This is a genomic window from Microvirga aerilata (assembly GCF_016743775.1).
Classification (GTDB): Bacteria; Pseudomonadota; Alphaproteobacteria; order Rhizobiales; family Beijerinckiaceae; genus Microvirga; species Microvirga aerilata.
The window spans coordinates 1-25,029 of record NZ_JAEQMY010000035.1; the positions used below are offsets into that span (position 1 = coordinate 1).

Below are 25,029 nucleotides of genomic sequence, written 5' to 3' on the forward strand. Positions count from 1 at the left end.
CGCCTCGATGATCTGCTGCCGTGGGCCTACGCCACTGCGCCAGACCTCAAGGCCGTGGCCTGAGAACAGCGCTTACGTCTCATCGAGAACAGGGCCTTGAACGCCTCTGCAAGCACTACCGCGCAGGCCGTCAACTTCGAAGGACAAACCGATTTATCACGGTCTTGATTGGCCTCCTGCACGATCAAGCACCCAGCGTGCGTCGTTGGTCCCTAAATGCCCTTGCACTGATCGGTACTAAAGCTCAGTTATCTGCAATTCGGGACGCTGTTGTAGCAAACCGCGATGATGCAGATATTTTTGCTGCTGGAGTGTCGGCTCTCGCAGCCGTCCTCGACGCTGACGAAGCTCGTACCTTTTTCCACATCCATGATATGCCGCTAGAAGGTGGTATACTTTTCGCCGCCGCCCAACAAAACGACAACTTCAAGCAAGAGCTACGACAGAGCAGGGTAGATATTGATTACGCGAGTGCGGCAGACTTGCGACTGGTCGGATTATTGATCGGACTCGGGAAGGCCCCCGAAAATCTCTTCTCTCTTAACCACAAAAATGCAGCGGTAATCGGTGCTCTAAACGGACACGACGATAGGCTGGTTGCGCAGTACTCAGTATGGGCGACATATGAAAACCCAAAACTTGGGTTACGTCATCTACGCATCCCTTTGAAGGACATTGAAGCCCAGCGCCCGAATGTCAGGAAATACATTTATCGCTTGATTACATCTCAGGAAGCGGATGCCAAAAGATATTATGAGCAACTGGTGCAAGGCTCACGAGACTCCCAAACCGAAGTTCGGGAGGGTCTCGCTGTAGGAATCAAAGATCTCCGCTTCGACGGGCTCGATCAACTTGTTCTCGACTGGTTTGTTACCGAGGAGAACGACGGTGTACGGCAAGCTCTCTTGGAGCATATGGCGGCTAACGCAGATGTTCTTCCAACATATCGACAAACCGTCATTCAGAGTTTTGAGTCCGCCAGACCAAATTCACTTCTCAGAGCTAGGTTAGAGGCAGCATCGCATAAGACCGACCTGTACCGCGAGTTGAAACTCATCTCCTTGAATCAGGAACAGGAGAGTTTATTCGGTGACATAGAAGAAGAGAGCAGACCATTGTTGCAGAACCCAAGCACTAGCAAGGCGCGAGGCAGCGCAAAGAAACAAGCTAACAACCCAGACGTTGAGGCGGAACGTGCGCGTGTTCTCGTGGTAGTAGCCCTGCCGAAAGAGCTCGCTGCCTTCAATGCAATGTTCGACACCGAGCCAGTCCAAATCGGAAGAGCCGGTGATCCTAACATCTATTCGGTTGGCAGCTTTCCAGATTCCAAGAAATCATCTGGCGGAAGATCGGTTCTCGTTACTTCTTCTGGCATGGGAAATGATAACTCATCATCTGTTGCCGCAAATGCTCTTAGAACCTTTTCTCAGATTGAGCATATTGTGATGGTCGGCATTGCAGGAGGGTGCCCGAATGAACAAAAGCCTGAGGAGCATGTCAGACTAGGAGATGTAGTCACCTCTACAAAAGGGATTATCGGTTACGATAATGTGAAAGCTACAACAGAGGGTAGTGAGATCCGGGGCAGTATCCAAGCACCATCAGCTCGCCTACTTGCCGCACAACGAGGATTGGAAGCGGGTATTCTAGCTCGAAAGAAACCTTGGATCGACTATATCCGGTTTGGGCAGGGTAAGCTTTCAGATAATTTTGCGCGTCCCTCTCCAGATAAGGATGTTCTTCACAATGCTGATGGGACTGCCATAAACCATCCGAACCAGTCGGGCCGTGTTGTTGATGAGCCATTGATCCATGGTGGTGTGATCGGCGCTGCTGACACTTTGCAGAAGGATCCGAAGATGCGAGATCACCTTCGGGATGCACTTGGCGTGAGAGCTATCGAGATGGAAGCAAGTGGTTTGCAAACCGCTGCTTGGGCTCAATCAAAAGACATATTTGTTATTAGGGGCATATGTGACTACTGTGATGCTTTCAAAAATAACGATTGGCAGGAGTACGCTGCTTTAGTTGCAGCAGCTTATGCGCGTGCTCTTATCGAGCACATGCCTTCCGAATGGTTTCCGGATTGATGACTGCACGTCTTAGATCGTTGCGGCAATAATGAATGTAGACTCTTGAAACCTGTTGGTTTTGGGGTGGCCCTAAACTTCATTCCTGTTCAGAGAAAGACACCGCTATAATAGCTTTTCCATATCGAACAGGTGGTAAACACTGCAAGCAGACTGATCTGACCGACCAGTAAGCTTTAACATCAAGGTATACCCTGAGGTGACGTAACCCGTTGGGTCGGTTAATGCGTAACATGAAGGCCAATGCGGGCTGCTGATGCTGCATTCGATCTAAGCGTTGATCCTGAAGTGACACTGGTTTGGTCCAAGAAGGCACTGTCTTTGACCCTTCTGGTCAAGTAAGCGTGATAGCGCCCGAGTCCTACTAAGGGATCCGGGCGCTGGCCTTAGCTCATGCTGCGTTTGGATACATCAGCGCAATTTGGGAGCGACCGCGCGCCACTGTGCCTTCCGACGGATAGTCACGCCACTTCAACAGCCATTGGTCACCGTGCGGCATGAGCACAATCGCCTCGTACCACCCTTCATTGACCGGATCATACGCAAGCACGAGCGAGCCGATCCTGATCTCATCCCAGTCAACAGGGCGCTCTATGGGAGCAGGCACATTCCGAGCGGAATCCTGGGCCGTACGTACTGGCACGGGCTGATCGTCCGGCTGGGTATCAGCAACCATTTCGTGTTGAGGCGTTGCCGGCTCTGAGTCTAGGATTGTTGGATCCAATGGCTCGCCGCCAGTTCCCGGCAAGGTGGTTTTCTCGTCATCACGATGGCCACCACTCAGAGATTGAGCCGAGAATGCACGTTCCAGCTCGTTGTACAGCCCACGATCAATGGTAGGGAGATCAACATTGCCCTGCTTCGGGATATGTCCGCGCGAAAGTTCAACCGCATAAGCTTTCTGAACATCTTCAGTCAGCAACACGACACGTTGGTTTTTGGCGAGTGATGTTGGCACTAACCGATCGGCATCCCTTTGGGTCAACCGGGCGCCACAAGGTTGATCGCCGTTCAGACCAAAGATGAGCACAGCTGGTTCAGCTTTACGAGACTTAGAAGTAGCAGTTCGATTCATGATAGAACTCCTGAAACACCAAGGGCCCCGATGGGGCCCGTGACTGGTGCGTTGAACTTGTTCGATCCAAATGCAGTTAGTTCGAGTGGAATGGCCGCGCTTAGCTCATGGTTACCTCCTCTAATTGCACAGCCATTGTACATGGCCATGCTGGATGATTACCTATTATAACATTATGCTAGCGCATTGCAACAACAAAATTGCCAAACCAGTCAATAACTGCCAGCTTCGCTGACGGAAAAGCTCGGCAAAACTTACAAAACGGTGAGCTTTCTTAGCTTTGCTAAATATCAGCTTAGCATTAACGCCGGATGGTACGGCACTTAAGCGTATACAGCCGAGCTGAAGCTCGGCTGTATACGCTTAAGCTAACGGTTGTGTTTAGTATTGCTAAGCTTGGTTTGACTAAACTATGTTTCAGCTGGCTTTTCAAATGCAGCGGCATGCTATGTCGCATCGCCCAACCCGAAGCTCCTCTGGGGGAGAACCGAGCACGGATGCCAGCGCCGATGAACAGAGCGTCGAGGTGCTCGTCCTGGCGAACCCAGTTATCAAAGCTCCCGCCGCTTTGCGCCGCCAGAATCTCTTTGAATGGCCGATGAGGTCAGGGTCCTTAGATCAGGCCTGCCCCTTCTTGACCAGCATGTGACCGCCTCGAGTTCCGCCAACAGCCAAATTCGAAACCCCAGTCCTGCCGCGCAAGCGCGGCGGCCCGCTTCCGGATCCGCCCACGCTCTCGCGTGGGATCATGCGCTCTGCCGCACACCACCATCCGTCATCCTGTACCAAGTAATGATGGCGGACACGTAGGCCCGGTGAAGAGCGTGGAAGGGAAGTGGCTTCATCGGCACCACCGGGAAAGGCAGAGTATCCGGCCGACCCGTCGAAATATATTCCGCCATCCGAATTCCCATAGCGGTTTGGAGACCCACGCCACGCCCCATGCAGCCGATGTCGACGAGGAGCCCGGGCTGGGGCTCGTGGAGATGGGGCAGGAAGTTTCGGGTGAGCGCTACGCGCCCGCACCAGCGGTGTTGGAACGGCACCCCAGCGAGGCGCGGGAACATCTTGACCACGACCCGCTCCAGGTGCGCCCAGTCAGCGGCGGAGGTAGGTTCCCGGAAGGGACCACGCCCGCCCATGATCAAACGTCCTTCGTGATCAAGCCGGAAGTAGAGAAGAAGCTTTCGAGTATCCGAACAGACCTGGCCATGAGGAAGGATGGACCGGCGCAGGTTGTCGGACAGGGGAGCAGTGGCGACTTGGAAGGAGTTCGGGGCAATGATCGTCTGCCTGAGCCCCGGCACGAGGTCGCCCGTGTAGCCGTTCGTGCACAGCACCACCCGCTCGGCCTCAACAGTCCTCCCATTAGCCACAGTCACGTGCCAGCGTCCGCCTTTCCGGACGAGGCGTGTCGCTGGGCTGCGCCCATAGATGCGCGCGCCCGCCTGCAACGCGGCGCGAGCGAGGCCGCGGGCATAGGCGAGCGGCTGGATCGCCCCGCCTCGCCGGTCGAGCCAGCTCGCCTCATACTGGCCTGTGCCGAGATGAGCCTCCGTGGCGGTCCGGTCCAGGAACTCGACCGGCGCGCCTCGTTCCGCCCAGTCCGCGGCACGTCGGCGGACGGTCTCGACGCTTTCGGGGGTATGCGCACCCTGGATCCACCCTTGGCGCAGATGCGGCACCTCCATCCGGTGTTTGGCGATGAGGTCGAACACCGCATCGGCTGTTCTCCCGGCGAAATTCGCCAAGCGATCCCCGACCTCCTCGCCGAGCATGGAGCGAAGCTCACGAGGGTCGTATTTCAGCCCTGGAATGACTTGGCCGCCGTTGCGGCCGGATCCGCCCCAGCCCGGCTCATGCGCCTCCAGTACGGTCACGTCGACACCTTGCTCGGCGAGGTGGAGCGCAGTCGAAAGTCCGGCATAGCCGGCCCCGATCACGCATATGTCGGCCCGAGCGTCAGCCTCAATCGGCGGTGTCTCGGGTGCCGGCGGCGCTGTTGCGGCCCAAAGAGAGGGGCTTAAGGGAAACGGCTCGGTCATCGGGAAAGACCTTTCAGAGAGGCTTCAGCACGCGCCGCAAGAAATCCTGAGTCCGAGGATTGCGCGGGTCCGTTAATATTTCGGCGGCGGGGCCCTCCTCGGCGATAACACCGCCATCGAGGAAGAGCACACGGTCGGCGACCTCGCGGGCGAATCCGATTTCATGCGTGACCACCACCATGGTCATGCCCTCATCGGCGAGCGACCGCATGACGGCCAGCACGTCGCCTACGAGTTCTGGGTCTAGGGCGGAGGTGGGCTCATCGAAGAGAATCGCCTTCGGTCGCATCGCCAGCGCACGGGCGATCGCGACCCGCTGCTGCTGTCCGCCGGAGAGCTCGTGCGGATGAGCCCCAACCTTGTCCGCGAGCCCTACGCGCTCCAAGAGGAGCCGCCCATGCGCCTGTGCATCCGCCCTTGGCTCGCGTTTTACAAAGATGGGACCCTCGATAACGTTCTCTAGCGCAGTGCGGTGCGGGAAGAGGTTGAAGCGTTGGAAGACCATGGAGACCTGGGTACGCACGGCGGTTATGGACTTTGCTGTCCGGTTCACCGGGATGCCCTCAAACCGGATCGAGCCAGAATCGTAGCCCTCCAGACCGTTAATACACCGTAGGATTGTACTCTTGCCCGATCCTGAAGGGCCGATGATGCACACGACCTCGCCCTTCGACACGTGGGTCGTGATTCCCCGGATGACGCGGTTCGCCCCGAAGCTCTTGTGAACGTTGTCGAGCTCAATCATCGGCATCGCGTCACCTCAGTCCGAAACGCCGCTCGAGGTGGCCGACGAGGAGGATCAACGGGATGCTCATGCACAGGTACAGCAGCGCCACAAGGGTGAAGACGGTCGTATTTTGGAAGGTCGAGGAGGCGATGAGCTTGCCTTGAAGCGCAAGCTCCGCAACCGTAATCGTGGAGGCCTGGGACGAGTCCTTCAGCATCATGATCATGATGTTGCCGTAGGGCGGGAGCACGATCTTGAACGCCTGAGGCAGGATCACTCGCCGCATTGTGAGTCCCCAGCCCATGCCGATGGTTTGGGCCGCCTCCACCTGTCCACGGTCAATCGCCTCAATACCGGCTCGGAAGTTCTCCGACTGATAGGCGGAGTAGGCGATCCCGAGCCCGATGATTGCGGCCTGCACCGCTGTGAGTGAGATGCCAAGGTCTGGCAGGACGAAGTAGATGTAAAAGAGCTGCACGATGATCGGAATGCCCCGGATCGTGTTCACAAATGTCTTGGAAATGCCCGCGAGGATCGGCACTCCCGACACCCGCATGAGCGCCCAGAGAAGGCCAAGTGCGGTCGAGAGCACAAGGGACCCGGCCGTCACGATAAGGGTGAGGCGCAGGCCCTGGAGGAGGATGGGCAGGAACTCGATAGAGTCCTTTAAGAAGCCTTGCATGGGGACCTAGCGGCAGGAGCAGGCGTATTTGGAGGGGTGCGGCGGAGGGCGCCCCCCGGCGGGCACTACTCCTGGAGCCCCCACTTGGTGAGAACCTTGGCCACCGTGCCGTTTTGCTTGAGCTTTGCCAATGACGCGTCGATGTTCCGCAGCAGCTCGCTGTCGCTCTTACGCACCCCGATGCCCACGGATCCCACCACCATGGGCTTGTAACCCTTCACGAGCCGCACCTCGGGAAAGCGGCCTTGCTGGAGGTTATAGGCGACGATGGGTAGATCAGCGAATCCGGCTTTAATGCGGCCGGCGTTCACATCGCGCATGATGTCCGGGATCGTTTCGTAGATCTTCACTTCCGGGAAGAGCCCGCTCTTCTGCAGCGGCTCCACATAGGCTGTGCCGACCTGGACTCCGACGGTGAGGCCCTTCAGGTCCTGAAGCGACGCATATTCCTTGACGTCACTCTTGGGCACGAACAGCCCGTCCCCATAGGTGTAGACCGGGGCCGAGAAATCGATCTGCTGCTTGCGAGGCTCGGTGATGTACATCGCTGCCGCGATAATATCGATGCGGTTCGAGGTGAGTGAGCCGATGAGCGCAGAAAACTGCATCGGCTCCACCTGAACCCCGAAGCCGGCGTCCTTGCCGATTTCGGTGATCAGATCCACCATGACACCCTGGATCGTGTTCGACTGGGTGTCCAGGAAGGTGAACGGGATACCAGTCGGGGTCGAGCCGACCTTAAGGGTTTGCTGGGCGGCTGCGGGCAGCGCAAGCGAGACGAGAATCGCGCCGGCGGCGATCAACGAGCGCAACAACATTAGGGGCCTCCCTGGTTTTGTTGGTTCGGGCCGCTGCCCAACCTTCACTGGTATGAAGATTTCTGCATAGCCTTAGCTTGTCCGCAATGTTTTTTTCGCGACGATGAAGACTTGGAGATCTGAAGAGGAGGGATGCGGGATTAGCCTAGTCTAAAAGCGAACAAACGGCCAGGGAAAGAGGCCGCTGTCACTAGCAGACCGGAGACTAGGGCAGCTCACCCTGTGATGAACTGCCCTTCACGGCACAGATCCTACTGCAGGATCGCCTTGACCTTCTCGGCAACACCGGTGCCAATGGCTTTGTGAGCCTCTGGGCTTAGGTGAACACCATCAATGCCGTCAGTCGTTGTCAGTTTGCCGACATCAAGGAACTCGGCTCCTGCCGCTTTTGCAATCGCCTCATAGTAAGCTGGAAGCGCCTTCGTCTTCTCAACACCGCCGGCGAACCTTTCGGCGCGCCCTTCAGGGAACAATTTTCCAAGCGGAGGCGGAGCGAGAACTAGAATTTTGGGAGTAGAATATGATGTTCCGACCCCGCCCTTGGTCTGCGCCACGATGTCGATCAGCTTGCCCATGCCAAGCGCGATCCGGTATGGCGAACGGTCAAACATCTTCTTCACGTCATTGGTGCCAAGCATGATGACTACGAGATCAAGCGGCTGGTGCGTAGCAAGAGCCGAGGACAGGTAGGCAGATCCATCGAGACCAGCACCTGAGATGTGGGGCAGTGTCGGATCGGGGACATCGGTTGTACGGGCGCTCAGCCCTTCGTCGATGATCTCGTAGCCTGATCCAAGTGTTGCCTGCAGGACGCCGGGCCAGCGCACGTCTTTGGGATAGCGCGTGGTCGAGCCGCTTTCGACTGGGATGAAGCCCCAGGTGTTGGAGTCGCCGTACACCATGATGCGTTTGGCAGCTCCATCGGCGGCGTGCGCCATGCTTCCAGCCAGCAGCGCGACTGCCGTGAGTGCGCCGACGAGACTGCGTCGGGTGGGAGACATGTAGGTTTCCTCCTTGTTGCCAACCATGGGTTCGGTCTGACAATCGACAGATGAGCCTGCCGAAGGTGTCTCTGAACAGGGACTGCGTCTCATGGCAGAGTTGCGAATAACACAATCGTACTTTTGGCTCATGCACTCAGGAAGACAGCCGTGTATCTCGCGTAAGCCTCTCTGTGGAGCCGGATGGGACTGCGATTGGTCGTATTCGGAAGATGAGCCTCCAGATATCCGCGCTGTTCCTGCAAGTATCCAATCAAACACACCCTGACAGGAGCCCCAGCCGTTCGCCAATGACTCGGAAAAATCAAAAGAGATTCACCGTCTGGGCTATGGAATTCAGCGCCAGTAATATTCCATCCTTGGTCCAGACATATGCTCCAACCACAGGATGGTCGGCTTTGGGCCAGGGACCGAGATTCCGTGCGTTTTCGGAACATCCGGTTCGATGAGGATTGCTGCCTTCGAGCTTAGGTCTCAGGAGGGCACCGTCAGGATAACGCGCCGGTGACTGGACCTGAGCATAACCGGAGGATGAAACCGACCCATCATCCCCGCTATGCCCGTCACCGCTTTCCGGCTGAGGTGATCAGCCATGCTGTGTGGCTGTATTTCCGATCTCCGCTCAGTCTGCGTATGGTCGAGGAGATGCTGGCCGCCCGAGGGATCTTGGTCAGTCATGAGACCGTGCGGCAGTGGGCGCTGAAGTTCGGCCAGAGCTTTGCCAACCAGATCCGCCGCCGCTTTTGGGAGACAAGTGGCATATAGACGAGGTGGTGATCCGCATTGCAGGCCGAAAGCATTGGCTCTGAAGAGCGGTGGACCAGCATGGTGTCGTGCTCGACATCCTGGTTCAAAGCCGTCGCAGTGCCAAGGCAGCCAAGCCGCTGCTGCGCAAGCTGCTCAAGAAGCAGGGCATCGCACCGCGCGTGATGATCACGGACAAGCTCGCCAGCATCGGGGCTTGAACCACAGGGCGGAGACTAGCCATCAGCCGACCCGACGACGGGAGGGCAGCATGAAGCGCTTCAAGTCAGCCGGGCAGACGCAACGCTTTCTATCAGTCCACGATCAGATCGCAAACCGCTTCCGTCGTCCTGTCAACGCCAATGCTGCCGAGCAGCGCACGTCCCGAACCCAAGCCTTCAGGGCTTGGGCTGAGGTGACTGGCATCGGCACTGGCTTGCTTTCATCCTCCCGCTGTCGGCTGCGTCAAGCCTCCCAGCCAGAGCCATCAGGTGCCGTGAGCCGCAATTCAACGGCCTCGGATCTCGGCAGCGGCAAGCCTCGCTTCCCTGGCCCTGATGCGTTCACGGTGGGCCGTATAGAGGCCGCTTGCCGCAATGACCAGCCCACCAAAAAGGGTCATGGCTCCCGGGACGGTGCCGAAGACAGCAAAGCCGAGCAGTCCAGCGAACAGAAGCTGGACGTAAGAAAACGGCGCGATGGTGGACGCTGCGGCCCTGCGGTAGGCCAGGATGATGAGCCAGTGGCCTATGGTCGAGAAGCTGCCCATCAGCACCGCCAAGCCGATCTCTCCAGCAGTGGGTGTGCGCCAGTGGAACGGCACAAAGGCTGTCAGGGCGAGCAGCCCAACCACGGCCGACCACGCCAGGGTTGCCTCGGGTCGTTCAGAGCTCATCAGGCGGGTAGCGATAGCAGCTATAGCCCACGCCAGGGCCGCGCCAATCGGCAGCAGGGCGGCCACTTGAAAGGCCGAGCCGCCGGGCTGAACCACGAGCATCACGCCAAGGAAGCCCACCGCTGCCGCGGCCCAGCGCCGGATGCCCACCTTCTCTCCGAGAAGCGGGATGGATAGGGCGGTGATGAAGATCGGTGAGATGAAGTTGATCGCTGTTGCCTCGGCTACTGGGAGGTGCCCCAGTCCAAGGATGAAAAGAACGGCTGAGCCCGCCACGGCCAGCGCCCGGATGATCTGGAGCCGCAGGCGCGGCGTTTGCATCACCCTCGCGCCGCGGGCGACAAAGACAGTCGGCACGACCAGCAGGCAGAAGACAACGTAGCGCAGCCAGGTGACTTCGATTGCAGGCAGGGTGCCTGTCAGGACCTTGGCGGCGACATCACCCATGGCGAAGAAGATGGTCGACAGGAGAGCCAGGCCAATGGCGGCGAAGGTCGCGTCTTTGGCAGGAGCACCGCTCCTTGCGCCGGATCTCGCGGGGCCGGCTTCGGCGATTAAGGAACAATCCGCCGCGGCGGACGAAGAGTGAGGAGGGCTCATGTGTGCTGGAAGGATCTCGGCGAGAGCATGGGGCTTCACGCGCTCTGTTGAACAGCAGCATTACTCGGTACCGCTGAAAGTTGCATGAATTGATCCCCTCCTCTTGCGCGGGCTACCCCCGCGCTCGGCGCATGGAGGTCGCGCTGCGGCTTCGACGCCCTGTGGCCAGCTGGTGTTTGAGACCTAAACCAAGACGCAAATGGCGCCAGCAGTTTCACCATCTGATGCTGTCACCCTTAGGGGCGGATCAGATGGCAATGGGACGGTATGATCAGGCGCTGCGGACCTCCAGTCATTTCCCGGAGTTGCTTTTCACCGCTGGGTTACCAAGCCAGTTGCGGAGTTCTTCCAGGGTTGGGAAGTCATGTTCGATCTCTTTGAAGGGAGCCGGTCTCTTGCTTCGTGGTAGAGCCTCGAGCAGTTCCGCTGTCCACGTGTAGGGCTGTTGGGACCCGTTTCTGACGACGCTGCCCATCACCTCACCATTCAGAAGCAGGTCATAGGCGCCAGGTGCGAGCTGGATCAGACTGTAGGTCATGCCGGATCCTCAGCGGAAGCTAACAATGCCTTGTTCCACTCATATGCTTCAATAAGAGCAGCCTCACGATCCGGTACCATAATCAGGGTCGGGCGCTGCTTGGGCTGAGTCACGAAGGCCATCGAATCCAAACCACCTCGGCTAAGCCGGATCTGGTAGCCATTGTACTCCACGAGGGTGGCTTTTCGGGGTGGTGAGGATCAGTCTTGGTGATGACAGCAAGTCTCGGCTCTTACGCAGCATACACCAGGCGATCGGTTCGGCCTTGTGCTTGAATGGACCAGTGGGTGGTGGGCCTGGAGGGATCTAAACCGCCGACACAAGGATCATGATTTGATGCGATTCAAGGCTAAACTGCAGCAAATAATACTGTTTCTTTATAACGCGTTACCTCTACGCTAGACATATGACCTTAACAGGGGAGCCCCTCCTGCTGCCCAGTTCTCAAGCAACTAGCCGAGGCGTTCCATGAGGTAATGCGCGATGAAAAGGTCGAGGTGGCCAGCGCCTGCATTCTTGTACAAGGTAATTTCGTTAACAGACTCACGCCCGGCGTGCCGTCCAGTGCAAAACGCGAATAAATCGGCTTGGATATCGCTTGCCGAGATTACCCCACGCGCAATGGGCCCTGTGAACTCCCCTGAACGCTCAAGACAGCCATATGTATCGACGAATATCCGGGCTCGCCTTAGCATCTCGTCGTTCGCCTCCCGCATAGACGGAGTAAACGATCCTACAAGGTCCACGTGAGTGCCCGACTTTACAAGCTCACCCTTGATCAGGGGCTCTTCGGACATCGTCGCGCTCGATATTACATCTGCGGCACTGATGGCGCTTTTGAGATCGTCTACTACCTCTGCATCAATACCTTCAGCTCGCAGCTGGGTCGAGAGCGCCTCCGCCCGCTGATAGGTACGATTCCAGACGCATACACGCCGCAAGGAGGGACGAACATTGATGTGAGCACGGACAAGGTAGGGTGCCAGTGCTCCAGCTCCAACCATCAGGAGCGTTTGAACATCCTTTCGAGCAAGATAACTCGCTCCCAGGGCTGAGTCGGCCGCTGTTTTGCGGAAGATTAGAGCCTCACCATCGATGATGGCCAGGGGCACGCCCGTAACTGGATGAAAAACCACGTAGAGTGCGTTCACCGTTGGAACGCCATGGTTTTCCATATTCCCTGGAAAAGATGTAACAAGCTTAGCTCCAAGAGCCCTCCCGGGCTGCCAAGCTGGAATCGTTAAAAGGATGTTTGGCTGACCCTCTGCGCGATCTTCTTTGAGGGTGACCCGTCCCGTTTCCGGAACCTCGCCGCGATGAGCTTCCCGCAGCGCAGCAATTGTGCTTGTCCAATCAAGCAGTCCATGAACAAGCTCCGCCCCGACAAAACGCATGTTGAATCAGCCTAAAGCTGATGCAGGTTGAGCCGGGTTGAAATGCTCCTGCACGAAACGCGCGTAGCCCAGCACCTCCGCCGTCACTCGTTCGTCATCCCATCCAACAATATCAGCGATAGCCTCTGCGGCGGCACGCGCGGAAGACAGACCCATGTCGCCTGCCCAGCCGAGCGATACACGGCGAAACAGAAGATCAACAAGTGTCTCGACGTGTTCATGAGCCGCTGCGTGACGCAGGTCGGCAACTTTCACTTCTGGATAATCATAGGAAATTGGGAGGGAATTTTGATTATCAGGAGGCAGCTTTGCCCCGTATGATAAAGTCCTTCCTTGCTGGGATGGTCGCCTCATCTGCTTGACCTTGCTGACCACTGCACGCCCTGCGTGGCGGTGCAGCATGATGGGAGTGCCGGTGACAGTCAGTGCATTTGGCATACCATCATCGCTCATGTCATGAATGGTCAGCGACTTGACACCCTCATGGCCCGTGCTTGCCGTACGTGGCCGAACGCCAGACCAGCTATAGATGATATCCTTCTGGCTGAGTGCGAGACTTGGGAACACCGTATTCGCTTCATTCAGGATAAACGCGACCTCCTCGGGCAGAACTCGGACATCTTCCGGATTACCATCGAAGACAGTCTCGGTTGGACCGAAGAAATGGTATTTACCCCAAGGCATGCAATAAAATGGCTGCCCGATGCTGCTGATTGTCTCCATTCCCAACCCGCGACACCCGTCCGGGAGTTTCACCATGATATTTACGCCCTTGATACCGACGAGGCGTTTACGTGGGCTCCGCACTGCCTGGGCGTTCACTTGGTCCGCCCATGGACCGGCGGCATTGATCAGGATACCCCCACGCACCTGTGCAGTCGATCCCGTCATCTGGGTATCCTCAAGCGTGACTTGCCAGGAGGAGCCAGGCATTCGCTCCAGTTTGACCGCTTTTGTATAGTTACGGACAGTCGCTCCGCATCGCTCGGCATCGAGGACCGTGTCCACACAAATCCGTTCAGCCCAATTGAACTGGTACTCGGTGAAAACGCCGACGCTCTCCAAGCGGCTCCTATCCATCAGCCGGATCAAGCCAAATTGATCGGCCGCGGCCTCCGCGGGTATTCGGCGGTAATTAAGCGGCGCATCTCGAGATCCGAACAGACCGAGCGCCTTGTAGCCAAGGTCGACCTTCCATCCTAGATACTTACTGTCACGGTAGACGGGGAAAAAGAACGTATGCTTGTTCAGCCGCTTCGGCATAGTCCTCATGAGCTGCGTGCGGCATTCCATTGCGAGCTTCGCCATTCTGACCCGGGTCAGCAGGTCACGTGGGCGGTAGGCGAAGCGCCAAAGCTCATAGTCTGGAGAGAAGTAGGCAAGACCACAATAGAGCAATCGGCTCGAGCGACTGCTGGTGCCACTCGCGAAATCTCCTTGGTCAACGAGCAGAGTACTGTAACCTTGAGACGCAAGATGCTGCGCGCTGCTTGCCCCTGCCGCGCCGCCTCCGATTACAATCGCGTCGTAAGATCGTTGCTCAAGACTGGACAGCGGTGCTCGCATGATCTCACATCCACGTCTAAACTTTACCAGAGATTTTTCGCTTGGCACGCGACCTAGAACTATGAACTGACGGCCAGCGTTGAACGTGATCCTTCAGATACAGAGACAGGAGTGAGTACATCCGTTTCGAGGGCATGCCGCAGTCGATTGCGCGTCGCGATAGCCTCTTCTAACCACCCGGGGCGCGCCTGCGGAACTGAGCTAACGAGGAGCTGCGTATACGGATCCTTGGGTGATGAGAGTACAATTTGCGTCGGACCACTCTCGACAATACGCCCATGTCGAAGGACTGTGACCTCCTGGGCAAGAGTCGACACGGTTGCGAGATCATGACTGATGAAGATAATGCCCAGCCGAAGTTTCTTGCTTAGGTCCTCCACCAACTGAATAATCGACTCTGCTACAATTGTGTCGAGAGCAGAGGTAATCTCGTCGCAGATCAAAATTTCCGGCTCCGCAGCCAAGGCACGGGCAAGATTTACACGCTGCTTTTCACCACCGGAGAGCTGGCTCGGCAAACGATTTGCATATTCCGGCGGCAGCTGCACCATTTTCAATAATTCGGCGACTCGAGCCTCGCGTGCGCGGCCGGACGTTCCATGGAAGAACTTCAAAACCCGTCCAAGAATACGACCGACACTGTGCTTCTGATTTAGCGCCGTGTCTGCCATCTGAAAGACGAGCTGAATGCGCTGGCGCTCGGAAACAGTCCGGCGTTCTACAGTATCAGCAAGGTTCTTTCCATCCATATAGATCTTGCCCTGAGCAGCTGGATGTAGGCCAGCTATGACACGTGCAAGAGTGCTCTTACCGGAGCCAGACTCACCGATTACGCCGACGACTTCACCCTTGTGAAGTTTGAGGCTAATATCACTTAGCGTTGTGACAGCGGGTGCGCCATCGGTAACCTTGCCGAAGCCCGCAACCACTTTTTCCACCGTGAGGAGCGGCGTTGCCGCATGGCTAGGAGAGGGTGCAATGATATGGCCCGCACCCGCTGAGCCAATCGTCATGTGCTTGCTCGCCGCGACGAGCTCCCTAGTATAGGCTTCCCTAGGTGAGTCTAAAATCTCGCGAGCTGTTCCAAACTCAATTACACGGCCCGCGCGAAGCACAGCAATCTTCGTCGCGATCTGAGAAACAACTGCGAGATCATGACTGACAAACAGAGCTGCAGTGTTATTGTCGGCAATTCCTTGCTTGAGCGCCCGCAGCACCTCAACCTGTGTTGTTACGTCGAGTGCACTTGTTGGCTCATCGCAGACAAGCAGTAGAGGCGATTCCTGCAGACCCATCGCGATCATAAACCGCTGAAGCTGGCCGCCAGAGACTTGATGCGGGAAGCGTCCCCCGACCACTTCAGGATTGGGCAGATCGAGACGGCCGTAAAGACGGTGGGCCGCTTGGAGAGCCTCTTTGTATGGCCGGGTATTATGCACCCGTGACACCTCGGTGACTTGCGCATCAAGGCGCAGGCGTGGATTGAACGCTGCCGCCGCACTCTGCGCGATATACGCAATCGTCCGTCCTCTAAGGGACCTCAATGTCTGTGGAGCGGCACGCAGCATTTCAGTGCCGTCAAGGGTAACACTGCCGCGCCGGATTCGTAGCCCAGGCCGCAGGTGGCCAAGGGCTGTTAACGCAAGCGTAGTTTTCCCGGATCCCGAAGCTCCGATCAGAGCTAACACCTCACCCCGCTCGACCGAGATCGAAATGCCATCAACAACAGGACGGCCCCCAGATACCGGCTCAACAACCAAGTCTTCGATACTCAGAACAGAATTGCTCATCGGGTGCCCTTCTGCTTGCGCTGGTGTTCGTCAAGGCTGTCGACAAAGAGATTGAGAGCAACTGACGTCACCGCGATCGCGATAGCTGGAAAAATAGGAACAAGTGACCCTGCGGCGAGACCTCCGAGATTCTCGCGCACCAGACCGCCCCAGTCAGCGAGCGGTGGCTGTACTCCCAAGCCTAGGAAGCTGAGGCTGCTCATGAACAGAATGGCAAAACTCATGCGGATCGCGAAATCGGCGGCCAGTGGCTGAGCAACGTGAGGAAGTATCTCTGCGAATAGAATCCAGCCAGTGCCTTCCCCTCGCGACTTTGCAACTTTAATAAAGTCCATATTCACCAGGTCACTTCCGAGCGCTCGCGCGATGCGGAAGACACCGGCGGCATAGACGATTGCCGCCAGTATCACGATGACGACTATCGAAGGGCCGAGAGCGGCCACAACAACAAGCCCGACAATAATCTTGGGAAGCGATAGAATCAGGTCCGCGACTCGGCTGATTACCGCGTCTACCCACCCTCCTCGCAGAGCAGCCAAAAGGCCCAACGTATCCCCAAGGAGATGAGCCAAAGCGGTGGCCGCAAGCGCCATGACCAGGGTCGTGCGCGTTCCATCGATCAGTCGTGAGAAAAGGTCTCGGCCGAGATAGTCCGAGCCAAGCCAGATTCCAACCTGCGGGCTACCAAAAGGCTCGTCTGTAACGAACTCCGTTGGATCATGTGGCATGATCCAAGGACTGAAGATTGCGACCAGAGTACATAGTCCGATAATGAACATGCTGATCCAGAGGGTCAGCTTCATTTCCCGGCGGTGGACCACAGCTGCGTCGAGCATGTTACACCTTTACCTCGGCTGTCTGCGCGGTTGATCGTGGATCATATACATGAGCTAGAATGTCGGCGAGGAGGATCATCAACACGTACGTGGCGCAGAAGATGAGGGCACACGCTTGTACAACTGGAAGGTCACGGGCTTGGACTGCATTGATCATAAGGCCCGCAAGGCCTGGATAAGCGAAGATCGTCTCAACGACGACAACACCGCTCACCAAATACGCGATGTTAAGAGCGACAACGTTCGCAAGCGGGCCGACGGCATTGATCAGTGCGTGCACACCCACAACTCGGCGGGTCGGCACGCCCTTCAAAAAGGCCATCTCAACGAAGGGCTGTGTGAGGAGGTTTGCGATTATAGCCCGGGTCATACGCGCAATCTGCGCGGTCACGACGATGACAAGAGTCAGAACGGGCAAGAAAAGAGCACGGGCCGTCTGGGAAATCCCTGCACCAGGACTCAGGTAAGCAACTGCGGGCAGCCAGCGCAGTTGAACTGCAAAGAGCAGAACAGCAAGGGTGCCGATCAAAAACTCCGGTGTAGCCGACAGCCCAAGCACAACGATTGAGGCGCCTCGGTCCCAGGTGCGTCCGGCCCCGACAGCCATGAGAAGACCGAGTATCAGGGCGAGAGGCACCGCGATAATCGTCGTGACCAGAGCAAGAAGCCCCGTATTCCAAAGACGCTCCGATAGCATCGTGGCGACCGATGTTTTTGTGGTGATTGACTGTCCCCAGTCGCCCTGAAGAATGCCAGCAAGCCAACTTAAATATTGTACGTAGGCAGGGCGATCGAGGCCCAGCTCTAGGCGGAGCGCTCGGACATTGTCCTCTGTAGCGAACTGTCCGAGCGCAACCTGAGCAACGTCACCGGGCAGGATTTGGCACCCAATGAACACAAGAACCGAGACGGCGAGTAGCAGCACGGCGGTTTGAAGAACCCGCTTCAAGATGAACGAAAGCAAATTCTGAACTCCCTTAGACCATTTTACCTACCCGCCGTCCGATTCAGGTCAGCTTTCGAGCCAAATGCGATCTGTGAAGTTGAAGCCTCCGAGGCTGCCAACTGGGACAGGCGTCAGGCCTTTTACCTTGTTCGAAATACCATCGACATAGCTGAGGAAGCAGGGAAGAACCATCGCTCCCGAGTTATAAATGATGGCCTGAATCTCGTCATACTGCTGCTTACGTTTCGCCGCGTCCAGTGTGGCGCGCGACTCTGTAATGAGCTTCTCGAGGCCTTCGTTCTCGTAGTGTGAGAAGTTCCATACGGCCCCCTTCCGCCACGCGAGATTAAGCAACATGTTGTACGTGGGACGCGGATGGAAATTCGTCGCGAAGTATGGACGTTTTCCTGCGACAGCGCTCCAGTAACTGTCCGACGGCTCACGCCGAAGCTCAAGGTTAAGGCCTGCGCGTGAAGCTTCCCGTTGCATGAGCTGGCCGATATCGACGCTGTAAAGCACGCCGTCGCTTACCGAAACTTCGATCTTTGCTTGACCGACGCCAGACTTCTTCAGATGGAATTTCGCCTTGTCGGTGTCGAGAGCTCGCTGCGGGAGTGCGGTGTTGAAGTACGGGCTCTGAGGGCCGATCGGATGATCATTTGCGATGGTTCCATAGCCGCGCAAAACCGTATCAAGAACTCGTTTGCGATCTACGAGATGAGCCAACGCCAGGTTTAGATCTTGGTTGTTCGACGGGGCCCGATCAACGGCAGCCTGGATTGCGGTGTAGCGCGTGCTAGGGGTGACGAACACGCTTGCATTACTCGACTTCGCAACCTCTTCAATGCCGCTGCCGCGCAACTCGATAATCATATCAACGTCGCCAGAGAGAAGCGCGTTCGCTCGCGCCGCAGCATCCGGGATTGGGAACATTTCGAATTGATCGATGTAGGGACGACCTTCCTTCCAGTATGTGGGATTTCGCACCAGGACCGTACGAATACCTGGCTGAAACTCCTTTACAACGAAGGGCCCTGTTCCGATCGGATTCGCAAATTCGTACGTTCCCTTTTTCACGATTGCGAACTGCAGAATTCCTACAAGGACTGGTAAATCAACATCCGGCGATTCCAGCTCGATCACCATCGTGTCTGGGCCGTCCGCTGCAACAGACTTGATGTTGCTCACAAGCTGCTTCGCGCTTGAGGCGACCTTGTCTTCCTTGTGGCGCAAAATAGAGAACGCGATGTCGTCTATGGTCAACTTGGTGCCATCACTAAAGGTGATGCCTTGACGAAGTTTGAAGCTCCACCTCGTCGCATTCTCATTCGGCTCCCATGAGAGGGCAACCTCAGGCTGAGGGCTCCCCTGCTCATCAAGGCGCGTCAGATAACTGAAGACGCTGGTGCCGCGGATGTAATCGTTACCGGTCACATATTTCGCGGAGTCAAATGTGTCGTTTGTGCTCTGCTGTGCAAGAGCAAGACGCACCGTGCCGCCGCGCGTGGGAGCGGCAACGGCAGCACCGATGATCGGAAGCCCGCTCGCGGCGATCATGCCGCTAGACAGCAGCCCCATGTTGAACATGCGCCTGCTCAGATGAGGTAGGCCGCTCTTCGCTGCGTTGTTTTTCTGAGTCGACTTGTCGGCTTCGTTGGACATAGGGGACCTCCTGCGTATGTTCGACGCGCTTCATCGTTGCGCGATGCTCTGGTTTTGTTGGTTTGCTTTTCTGGATTTCGGCAGTCTGACGTTAAACGGCGCTTTGCCCTAACCGCGAAACCTGTTGTAGCACATAGAAAGTTCCTTCTGGTGACTTGTCAAGACGAATTGCATGCTTGATACACCTCGAATTCAGCATATTACACTACTTCTCAGCTCGAATTCGGCATATTGCACTACTTCTCAGCGACTAGACTATTTCCAGCCTATATCAATGCCTCACCTGCATCGCAGATGTGCAGCTATGCATCATTTTCCAGCATCATGCGATTGCAGCTTGCTTCGCTTTAACTCATTTTATCTTTCGCATTCCCGTCGATTTAGGTTTGCGTTCGAGTGCGGCGCGCGGCTCGAACATTCCACATTATGAGCCACTCATGATCCTGACGGCACCGCGAAGGGAAGCGATTCCAGAGCCGATCATTTCTTCCTTCAAGCGGAACCTGCACAGTTAGTAGCCCCACTTCAGTCACGCGCGCATTCAGCCCATAGAAAGCGGTTCAATGCCTCGTGGCGTAGTGTGACCCCATAGCCTGGTGCATCAAGCACCGGGATGTAGCCGTCTCGAACGGCTGGTTCGATCGGATCTGCGAGGACCTCGCAATGCCCCTGAATGCGTGACCAGTACGGGAAATGCTCCTGTATGTAAAAGTTCGGAATCGACGCGCTAAAGTGCATGCCAACGGCCGTTGATAGTGCGCTCGCGCAGATATGGGGTTGGATCTTGAGGCTGTAGGCCTCCGCCATTGCGGCAACCTTTTTGGCTTCGAAGATCCCACCGGTGTTACCGATATCGGGTTGTAGTATGTCGGCAACCCGTGCCTCCAGGATGTCCCGAAAGCCGTAGCGGGTGTAGATCCGCTCACCCACCGCGATCGGAAGGTCGATGCTGGCCGCAATCTTTCGTAGCGCACCCGGGTCGAACGGATCGGCGGGCTCCTCTACGTATGTGATCCCGAACTCCTCTATGTCTCGGCAGAAACGGATTGTCTCATCGGGAGTAAGTCCACCACTCAAGTCGAGCATGATTTCAACCTTTGGCCCGACTGCCTTTCGCACGTTAGCGATCGTAGTAACCGCTGCTGTGCGAATCGACTTCTCGCTTGATCGGTGGTCGGGATGGCGAAGACGCCCGTCTTCCAAAATGGTTGCGAAGGGATAGAACTTTATCGCGCTATATCCGTCCGCCACTGTTCTTTCAGCTGCATCTGGGAGATCAGCGTTGCTAGTGCAGCCAAAGTACCAGCCGTTGGCATAGGACCGCAGTCGGTCACGCACTTTCCCACCGAGAAGTTCATAGACAGGAACACTCAGCGCCCGCGCCTTGATATCCCACAGAGCCTGCTCGATAGCACTGATCGCAGCGAACACGATCGGTCCGCCTCCCTTCGCCCAGAAGGAATGATCGTACATCTCTGACCATATTCGCTCGATCTGGAACGGGTCCTTGCCAACCACGTAGCGCTCGCTCAGATCCTTTAACATACCTGCAGCAGCTGTAGCGCCGGCGCCGTAGGCAACGGCTGCCTCGCCAAGGCCGGTGATACCCTCACCTGTTGAAATCTCCACAATAACTGGGCGGATTCCGCCGCTCTCGATGAGATAGATGCGCACAGATTTGATCTTCATGGCGACCTACTTATGTCCTGATCTGTCGAGCCATCAATGGCATGGTCAAAAATCCTTGCAGAGCCTCACCGCGTCGTAGACAGCAGCATGGATATTTCGACTTGCGACTGCGTCGCCAACCCGGAAGAGCTGAAATCGTCCGGCCGGATTGTTGTTGATGATTTGAGGACGCCCCGCAATAAGCGCGTCAATGTCGACCTCACCAAGGTTTCCGGAGCGAGGCTTCAGGTCGTCGTAGAGCTCGAGGTTTGGCAATGTGCCCTGCTCGATGACGATTTGGTCTACTGCCCGCTCCTCCTCTTCGTCCGTGAACACATTTGCGAGAACAGCGATGCGCTTGTTTCCCTCCAAATAGATCCGCTTGAGCTTACGGTCAGGGGTGAATACGACGTCGTGATTGTATGTCTCTCGCAGAAAGATCGGAAGGTTGGCTTTGGGTATTTCTTCGCCTGGATGCCGATCATAGGTTGAAAGCTCGACCAGCGCTCCCCGCTTGGCTGCAAATTCAGCACAAGAGATGGCAGGTTCGTAGCCGCTGTCGTCCCAAATGAGGATATTTTCGGCGAGCTCGACATTGCCCGTCAGAATGTCCCATGTGCTGATGGCGTGCTCTCTTCCCTCAACCCCGTCGAAGTTGGGACGCCCACCGGTGGCGATCACTACGACATCGGGATCAAGTGCTTCGATGTCGGAGGCCCTGGCCTTTTGGCCTAGGCGGACATCGACACCCGAGCGCTTAACCTGCCCTTCCAGCCAGCGAGCGATGTTAGCGAGTCCCTCGCGCCATGTTGCTTTCGAGGCGATATTGATTTGTCCACCGAGCTGGTTCCCAGCCTCAAACAGAATTACTTCATGACCCCGCTGTGCGGAAACGCGTGCGGCCTCTAAGCCAGCCGGCCCTCCGCCGGCAATAACAATCCGACGCTTAGTCGATGACTTGGTGATGGTATGCGGGATTGAGGCTTCGCGTCCGGTCGCAGGGTTGTGCAGGCAGACAGCCCCGCGTCCAGAAAGACAGAAAGATGCACCGACGCAAGGCCTGATATCATCAACCCGTCCCTCCATCATTTTGTTTACAATGTGCGGATCAGCGATATGGGCTCGGGTCATCGCGACCATATCCAAATGACCTTCTTCAATAGCCCGCGTAGCCGTTGAGAGATCAGTGATCCGGGTGGCATGGAACACCGGGATGTCGATTTCGGCCTTAATTGCACTCGCCATATAGAGGAAGGGAGCGGAAGGGGTGACCATGTTAGGCAGGTACTTTGCGTAGTTGATCATGTCATTGAGCTGACCTGGCATCACGTTCACAAAGTCAAGCATACCAGTACTGACATAGTGCCTCGCAATATCAAGGCAGTCCTCCGCAGTCAGGCCTCCGTCGATCATTTCGTCGCCGGAGAAGCGCATACCTACGATATAATCGTCGCCAACCTGCTTACGAACTTCCTCAAGAACCTCAATGCCGAAGCGCATGCGGTTCTCAAGGCTACCCCCATACTTATCGGTCCGTTGATTGGTCATCGGTGACCAGAATTGGTCGACGAGGTGCTGAGCGCCTGCCATGACTTCAATGCCGTCAAGGCCCCCCTCCTTGCCGCGACGTGCCGCCTGACCAAACCCCTTAACGATGCGTCGGATGTCCCAATCCTCGATCTCTCTTGAGACCGAACGACTGTAATGCTCTCTTTTTGGAGTCGGAGTTACTGGAACCAGCCAGTTAGCTGAGTCCCAGCGGGTGCGTCGCCCCATATGGGTCATCTGCACCATGAGGGCCGCGCCGTGTTGATGGATACGGTCTGCAAATTGCTGGAGATGCGGAATGACGTCATCGCTCTCCAGTGAGATCCCATTCCAGAGCGCAGCTGGGCTGTCTGGCGCAACGGACGATGAGCCGCCGAACATTGTGAGGCCAATTCCTCCCTTGGCCTTTTCCTCATGATAGAGCTGAAGGCGCTCGCCTGGACGGCCGGCATCTGCAAACCGTTCAGCATGGCTCGTGCTCATGATCCGATTACGGATCGTAAGATTCTTTATTTTTAAGGGTTTTAAAAGCGCGGCGTGGGCATTCATGAAGCATGTTCCTTAGTTTGGCTGGCCTCTTGTGCCGAATCGAGGAGGATACGCTCGCTGCGCATGAAGTTGAGGATCGCGTGTGCCGCAGCTTCCGCGTCCGGGTTCGTTAGCGTTGTCCGCTGGTTATTGGCCTGGGTTTCAGACGCAGGTCTAATACGTTTCGGGCGTTTGCGGGCAGGTCTCTCTGCAAGGGGCTGCAGCATAAGGTTTGGCGCGAGTAGCAGCCTCTCGGGAACAGCTACTTCCTCAATCACCCCACGCCGGGCTGGACCTTTAGCTATCTGACGTACCGGCGGGCCATGATCGTCAACAGTCACAAGCACTGGCCCACTTGTTCGGAGAAGGCGTCGCTTCGCACCGGGAACTGCTTGCAAGAGTTCTGCCGTCTCACCACGCAGCGTTGCTGAAACGATTTGAGGCACAACAGGCAATGCCAATCGTTGGGCAATCTCGTAAGGAAGAAGGCCGCTTCCGCTTCCAATCTCGGCGCGTGCTCCTGTGAGCACCAAGCGTGGCTTCATGAGAGACAATGTAGATGCGATAGCCGGAACTGGATCTTCGCCTTCCGGGACGTCGATTTTGATGAGCCGGGCAAGTCCCATTCCAAGATAGTCATGAAGGACATCCTGCTGTTCGCCAGCATGAACGCCGATCACCGGCTTCCCTGTCCCTATGGCTATTGAAACGGCGCGAGCATCCCGCTGAGCCCGCCGGGGCCGCCCCGAAACCGGGTTTCGTCCAATTGATAGTAGAACAACAACAACTTCTGGGTTCATCGTTGTTTCCTCAGAAGGGCCAAGAGAGAGGGCATCACGGTCTGAGCGTCTGCAATGATTGCAAGGTCCGCACGCTTGATCATATCCGCGTGTAGGTCGGTGTTGACGGCGATCACTCTTTCGCATCGAGCGATACCTTGGAGGTGCTGCGGTGCCCCAGAAATTCCGAAGCTCAAATAGCATCGTGGATTCACCAAGGTGCCGGAGGCACCGACCTGCCGATGGCGTGGTAGGTAGTTTGCATCGCAGACCGCTCGGGTTCCGGCGACAGCAGCATTCAACACTTTCGCAAGCTCCGAGAAGCTCTCCCAGTCTGAAACACCGTTTCCGGCGCTGATGATAAAATCGGCCTCCTGCAAGGGAACGGAGTACGGGTCGACCGGCAGCAAGCCACAATCCTCAATGGTTTCGTCGACCTCGGAGAGAGCTGGAATTGGGAGGACACGCGCCTCTCTGCGAGCACTTGGTTTCGGGTCAGCAGACTCCGGCGCAACAAGAATAACAGGCGCAGCGGGCAAGGTCTGCTCTATCCGCCCTCCATCTGCTAACCGCACCAACTCTCCTCCTGAGATCCGTATGACACCGGGCGCAATAGCCAGAGACTGACGAGTTGCGATCAGGCGTCCAAGGTGCCCCCCGCCGAGGGGTGTATCAGGAAGAATAATGTGAGCCGGCGCGTACTCAGCCAAGATAGCCTCTAGCGTTGCGAGACGAAACGCTGGCTCTGTGTGTACATCAGGTAGCTGGACCAGACGATCAATGCCGATGGCTCCGTAATCTGCAGCAGCCGCGGGAGCTAAGGCGATGACGCCACCATTTTTATTGTCGGCAAGAAGCCTTGCCGCAGCGATCGCGTCCCGGTCGTGTGATGTGAGAGCTCCAGACGGCGCGTCCGGAACCACCAGTATCCAGCAGGAGGGAGCCTCAATCCGCAATATCTCGGGTTGGGAGGGGCGAGTTGCGAGTGATGGGGATAAAGTCGAGCCAGGATCGCCTCGCCTGGCAGTATGACGACTGCGTAGAGGGGAGAGACTAGCAGGATCGGACAGAAGTGCCTGAATACCGGAACTGCTCAG

19 protein-coding genes and 1 pseudogene are annotated in these 25,029 nt (G+C 56.8%); 2 read left to right on the plus strand and 18 right to left on the minus strand.

Annotated features, from left to right (window positions below; translation table 11 throughout):
* Positions 1 to 197 precede the first annotated feature (197 nt).
* Positions 198 to 2,090, plus strand: a complete 1,893-nt coding sequence (locus tag JKG68_RS34565; protein ID WP_202062879.1) for a 5'-methylthioadenosine/S-adenosylhomocysteine nucleosidase family protein — start codon at positions 198 to 200, stop codon at positions 2,088 to 2,090.
* 391 nt (positions 2,091 to 2,481) lie between these two features.
* Here JKG68_RS34565 and JKG68_RS19495 read toward each other — a convergent pair whose 3' ends face one another.
* The 6 genes from JKG68_RS19495 to JKG68_RS19520 form a co-directional block, all read right to left on the minus strand.
* Positions 2,482 to 3,165, minus strand: coding sequence for a hypothetical protein (locus JKG68_RS19495; protein ID WP_202062881.1), 684 nt, complete (start codon positions 3,163 to 3,165; stop codon positions 2,482 to 2,484).
* A gap of 746 nt (positions 3,166 to 3,911) precedes the next feature.
* Positions 3,912 to 5,210 (minus strand): NAD(P)/FAD-dependent oxidoreductase, encoded by a 1,299-nt coding sequence (locus JKG68_RS19500; protein ID WP_202062883.1) that lies wholly within the window; start codon positions 5,208 to 5,210, stop codon positions 3,912 to 3,914.
* Positions 5,211 to 5,223: 13 nt separating this feature from the next.
* Complete coding sequence (locus JKG68_RS19505; RefSeq protein WP_202062936.1) at positions 5,224 to 5,955, minus strand: amino acid ABC transporter ATP-binding protein; 732 nt, start codon at positions 5,953 to 5,955, stop codon at positions 5,224 to 5,226.
* A 10-nt stretch (positions 5,956 to 5,965) separates the two neighbouring features.
* A complete protein-coding gene (locus tag JKG68_RS19510; RefSeq protein ID WP_202062885.1) occupies positions 5,966 to 6,619 on the minus strand; it encodes an amino acid ABC transporter permease in 654 nt (217 codons plus the stop codon).
* 65 nt (positions 6,620 to 6,684) lie between these two features.
* A complete protein-coding gene (locus JKG68_RS19515; RefSeq protein WP_202062888.1) occupies positions 6,685 to 7,437 on the minus strand; it encodes an ABC transporter substrate-binding protein in 753 nt (250 codons plus the stop codon).
* 251 nt (positions 7,438 to 7,688) lie between these two features.
* The gene (locus tag JKG68_RS19520; RefSeq protein ID WP_246515608.1) at positions 7,689 to 8,438 is read right to left on the minus strand and encodes an SGNH/GDSL hydrolase family protein; all 750 of its coding nucleotides are present in this window, start codon (positions 8,436 to 8,438) and stop codon (positions 7,689 to 7,691) included.
* A gap of 531 nt (positions 8,439 to 8,969) precedes the next feature.
* On the opposite strand from JKG68_RS19520, the pseudogene JKG68_RS19525 reads away from it, so the two are divergent.
* Positions 8,970 to 9,600, plus strand: a pseudogene (locus JKG68_RS19525) (IS6 family transposase); the annotation flags it as partial.
* A 90-nt stretch (positions 9,601 to 9,690) separates the two neighbouring features.
* On the opposite strand, the gene JKG68_RS19530 reads toward JKG68_RS19525, so the two are convergent.
* The 12 genes from JKG68_RS19530 to JKG68_RS19585 form a co-directional block, all read right to left on the minus strand.
* Positions 9,691 to 10,677, minus strand: coding sequence for a DMT family transporter (locus JKG68_RS19530; RefSeq protein WP_202062889.1), 987 nt, complete (start codon positions 10,675 to 10,677; stop codon positions 9,691 to 9,693).
* A 292-nt stretch (positions 10,678 to 10,969) separates the two neighbouring features.
* The gene (locus JKG68_RS19535; protein ID WP_202062890.1) at positions 10,970 to 11,215 is read right to left on the minus strand and encodes a hypothetical protein; all 246 of its coding nucleotides are present in this window, start codon (positions 11,213 to 11,215) and stop codon (positions 10,970 to 10,972) included.
* Positions 11,216 to 11,667: 452 nt separating this feature from the next.
* Positions 11,668 to 12,609: a bifunctional Delta(1)-pyrroline-2-carboxylate/Delta(1)-piperideine-2-carboxylate reductase gene (gene lhpI / locus JKG68_RS19540; protein ID WP_202062891.1), complete on the minus strand. Its 942-nt coding sequence runs from the start codon at positions 12,607 to 12,609 to the stop codon at positions 11,668 to 11,670.
* A gap of 6 nt (positions 12,610 to 12,615) precedes the next feature.
* Positions 12,616 to 14,175 (minus strand): FAD-dependent oxidoreductase, encoded by a 1,560-nt coding sequence (locus JKG68_RS19545; RefSeq protein ID WP_202062892.1) that lies wholly within the window; start codon positions 14,173 to 14,175, stop codon positions 12,616 to 12,618.
* A 59-nt stretch (positions 14,176 to 14,234) separates the two neighbouring features.
* Entirely contained in the window at positions 14,235 to 15,965 is a 1,731-nt protein-coding gene (locus JKG68_RS19550; RefSeq protein ID WP_202062893.1) for an ABC transporter ATP-binding protein, read from the minus strand.
* Entirely contained in the window at positions 15,962 to 16,801 is an 840-nt protein-coding gene (locus JKG68_RS19555; protein WP_202062894.1) for an ABC transporter permease, read from the minus strand. The genes JKG68_RS19550 and JKG68_RS19555 overlap by 4 nt, the downstream gene beginning before the upstream one ends.
* 1 nt (position 16,802) lies before the next feature.
* Positions 16,803 to 17,765, minus strand: a complete 963-nt coding sequence (locus tag JKG68_RS19560) for an ABC transporter permease (RefSeq protein WP_202062895.1) — start codon at positions 17,763 to 17,765, stop codon at positions 16,803 to 16,805.
* Positions 17,766 to 17,813: 48 nt separating this feature from the next.
* Positions 17,814 to 19,409 (minus strand): ABC transporter substrate-binding protein, encoded by a 1,596-nt coding sequence (locus JKG68_RS19565; protein ID WP_202062896.1) that lies wholly within the window; start codon positions 19,407 to 19,409, stop codon positions 17,814 to 17,816.
* A gap of 525 nt (positions 19,410 to 19,934) precedes the next feature.
* On the minus strand, positions 19,935 to 21,098 hold the full coding sequence (locus tag JKG68_RS19570) for a mandelate racemase/muconate lactonizing enzyme family protein (RefSeq protein WP_202062898.1): 1,164 nt from the start codon (positions 21,096 to 21,098) through the stop codon (positions 19,935 to 19,937).
* A 45-nt stretch (positions 21,099 to 21,143) separates the two neighbouring features.
* Positions 21,144 to 23,174: an oxidoreductase gene (locus JKG68_RS19575; RefSeq protein ID WP_202062900.1), complete on the minus strand. Its 2,031-nt coding sequence runs from the start codon at positions 23,172 to 23,174 to the stop codon at positions 21,144 to 21,146.
* A complete protein-coding gene (locus tag JKG68_RS19580; protein ID WP_202062902.1) occupies positions 23,171 to 23,953 on the minus strand; it encodes an adenine nucleotide alpha hydrolase family protein in 783 nt (260 codons plus the stop codon). Before JKG68_RS19580 ends, JKG68_RS19575 begins: the two co-directional genes overlap by 4 nt.
* Positions 23,950 to 24,855 (minus strand): electron transfer flavoprotein subunit alpha/FixB family protein, encoded by a 906-nt coding sequence (locus tag JKG68_RS19585; protein ID WP_202062904.1) that lies wholly within the window; start codon positions 24,853 to 24,855, stop codon positions 23,950 to 23,952. Before JKG68_RS19585 ends, JKG68_RS19580 begins: the two co-directional genes overlap by 4 nt.
* Between the last annotated feature and the right edge of the window lie 174 nt (positions 24,856 to 25,029).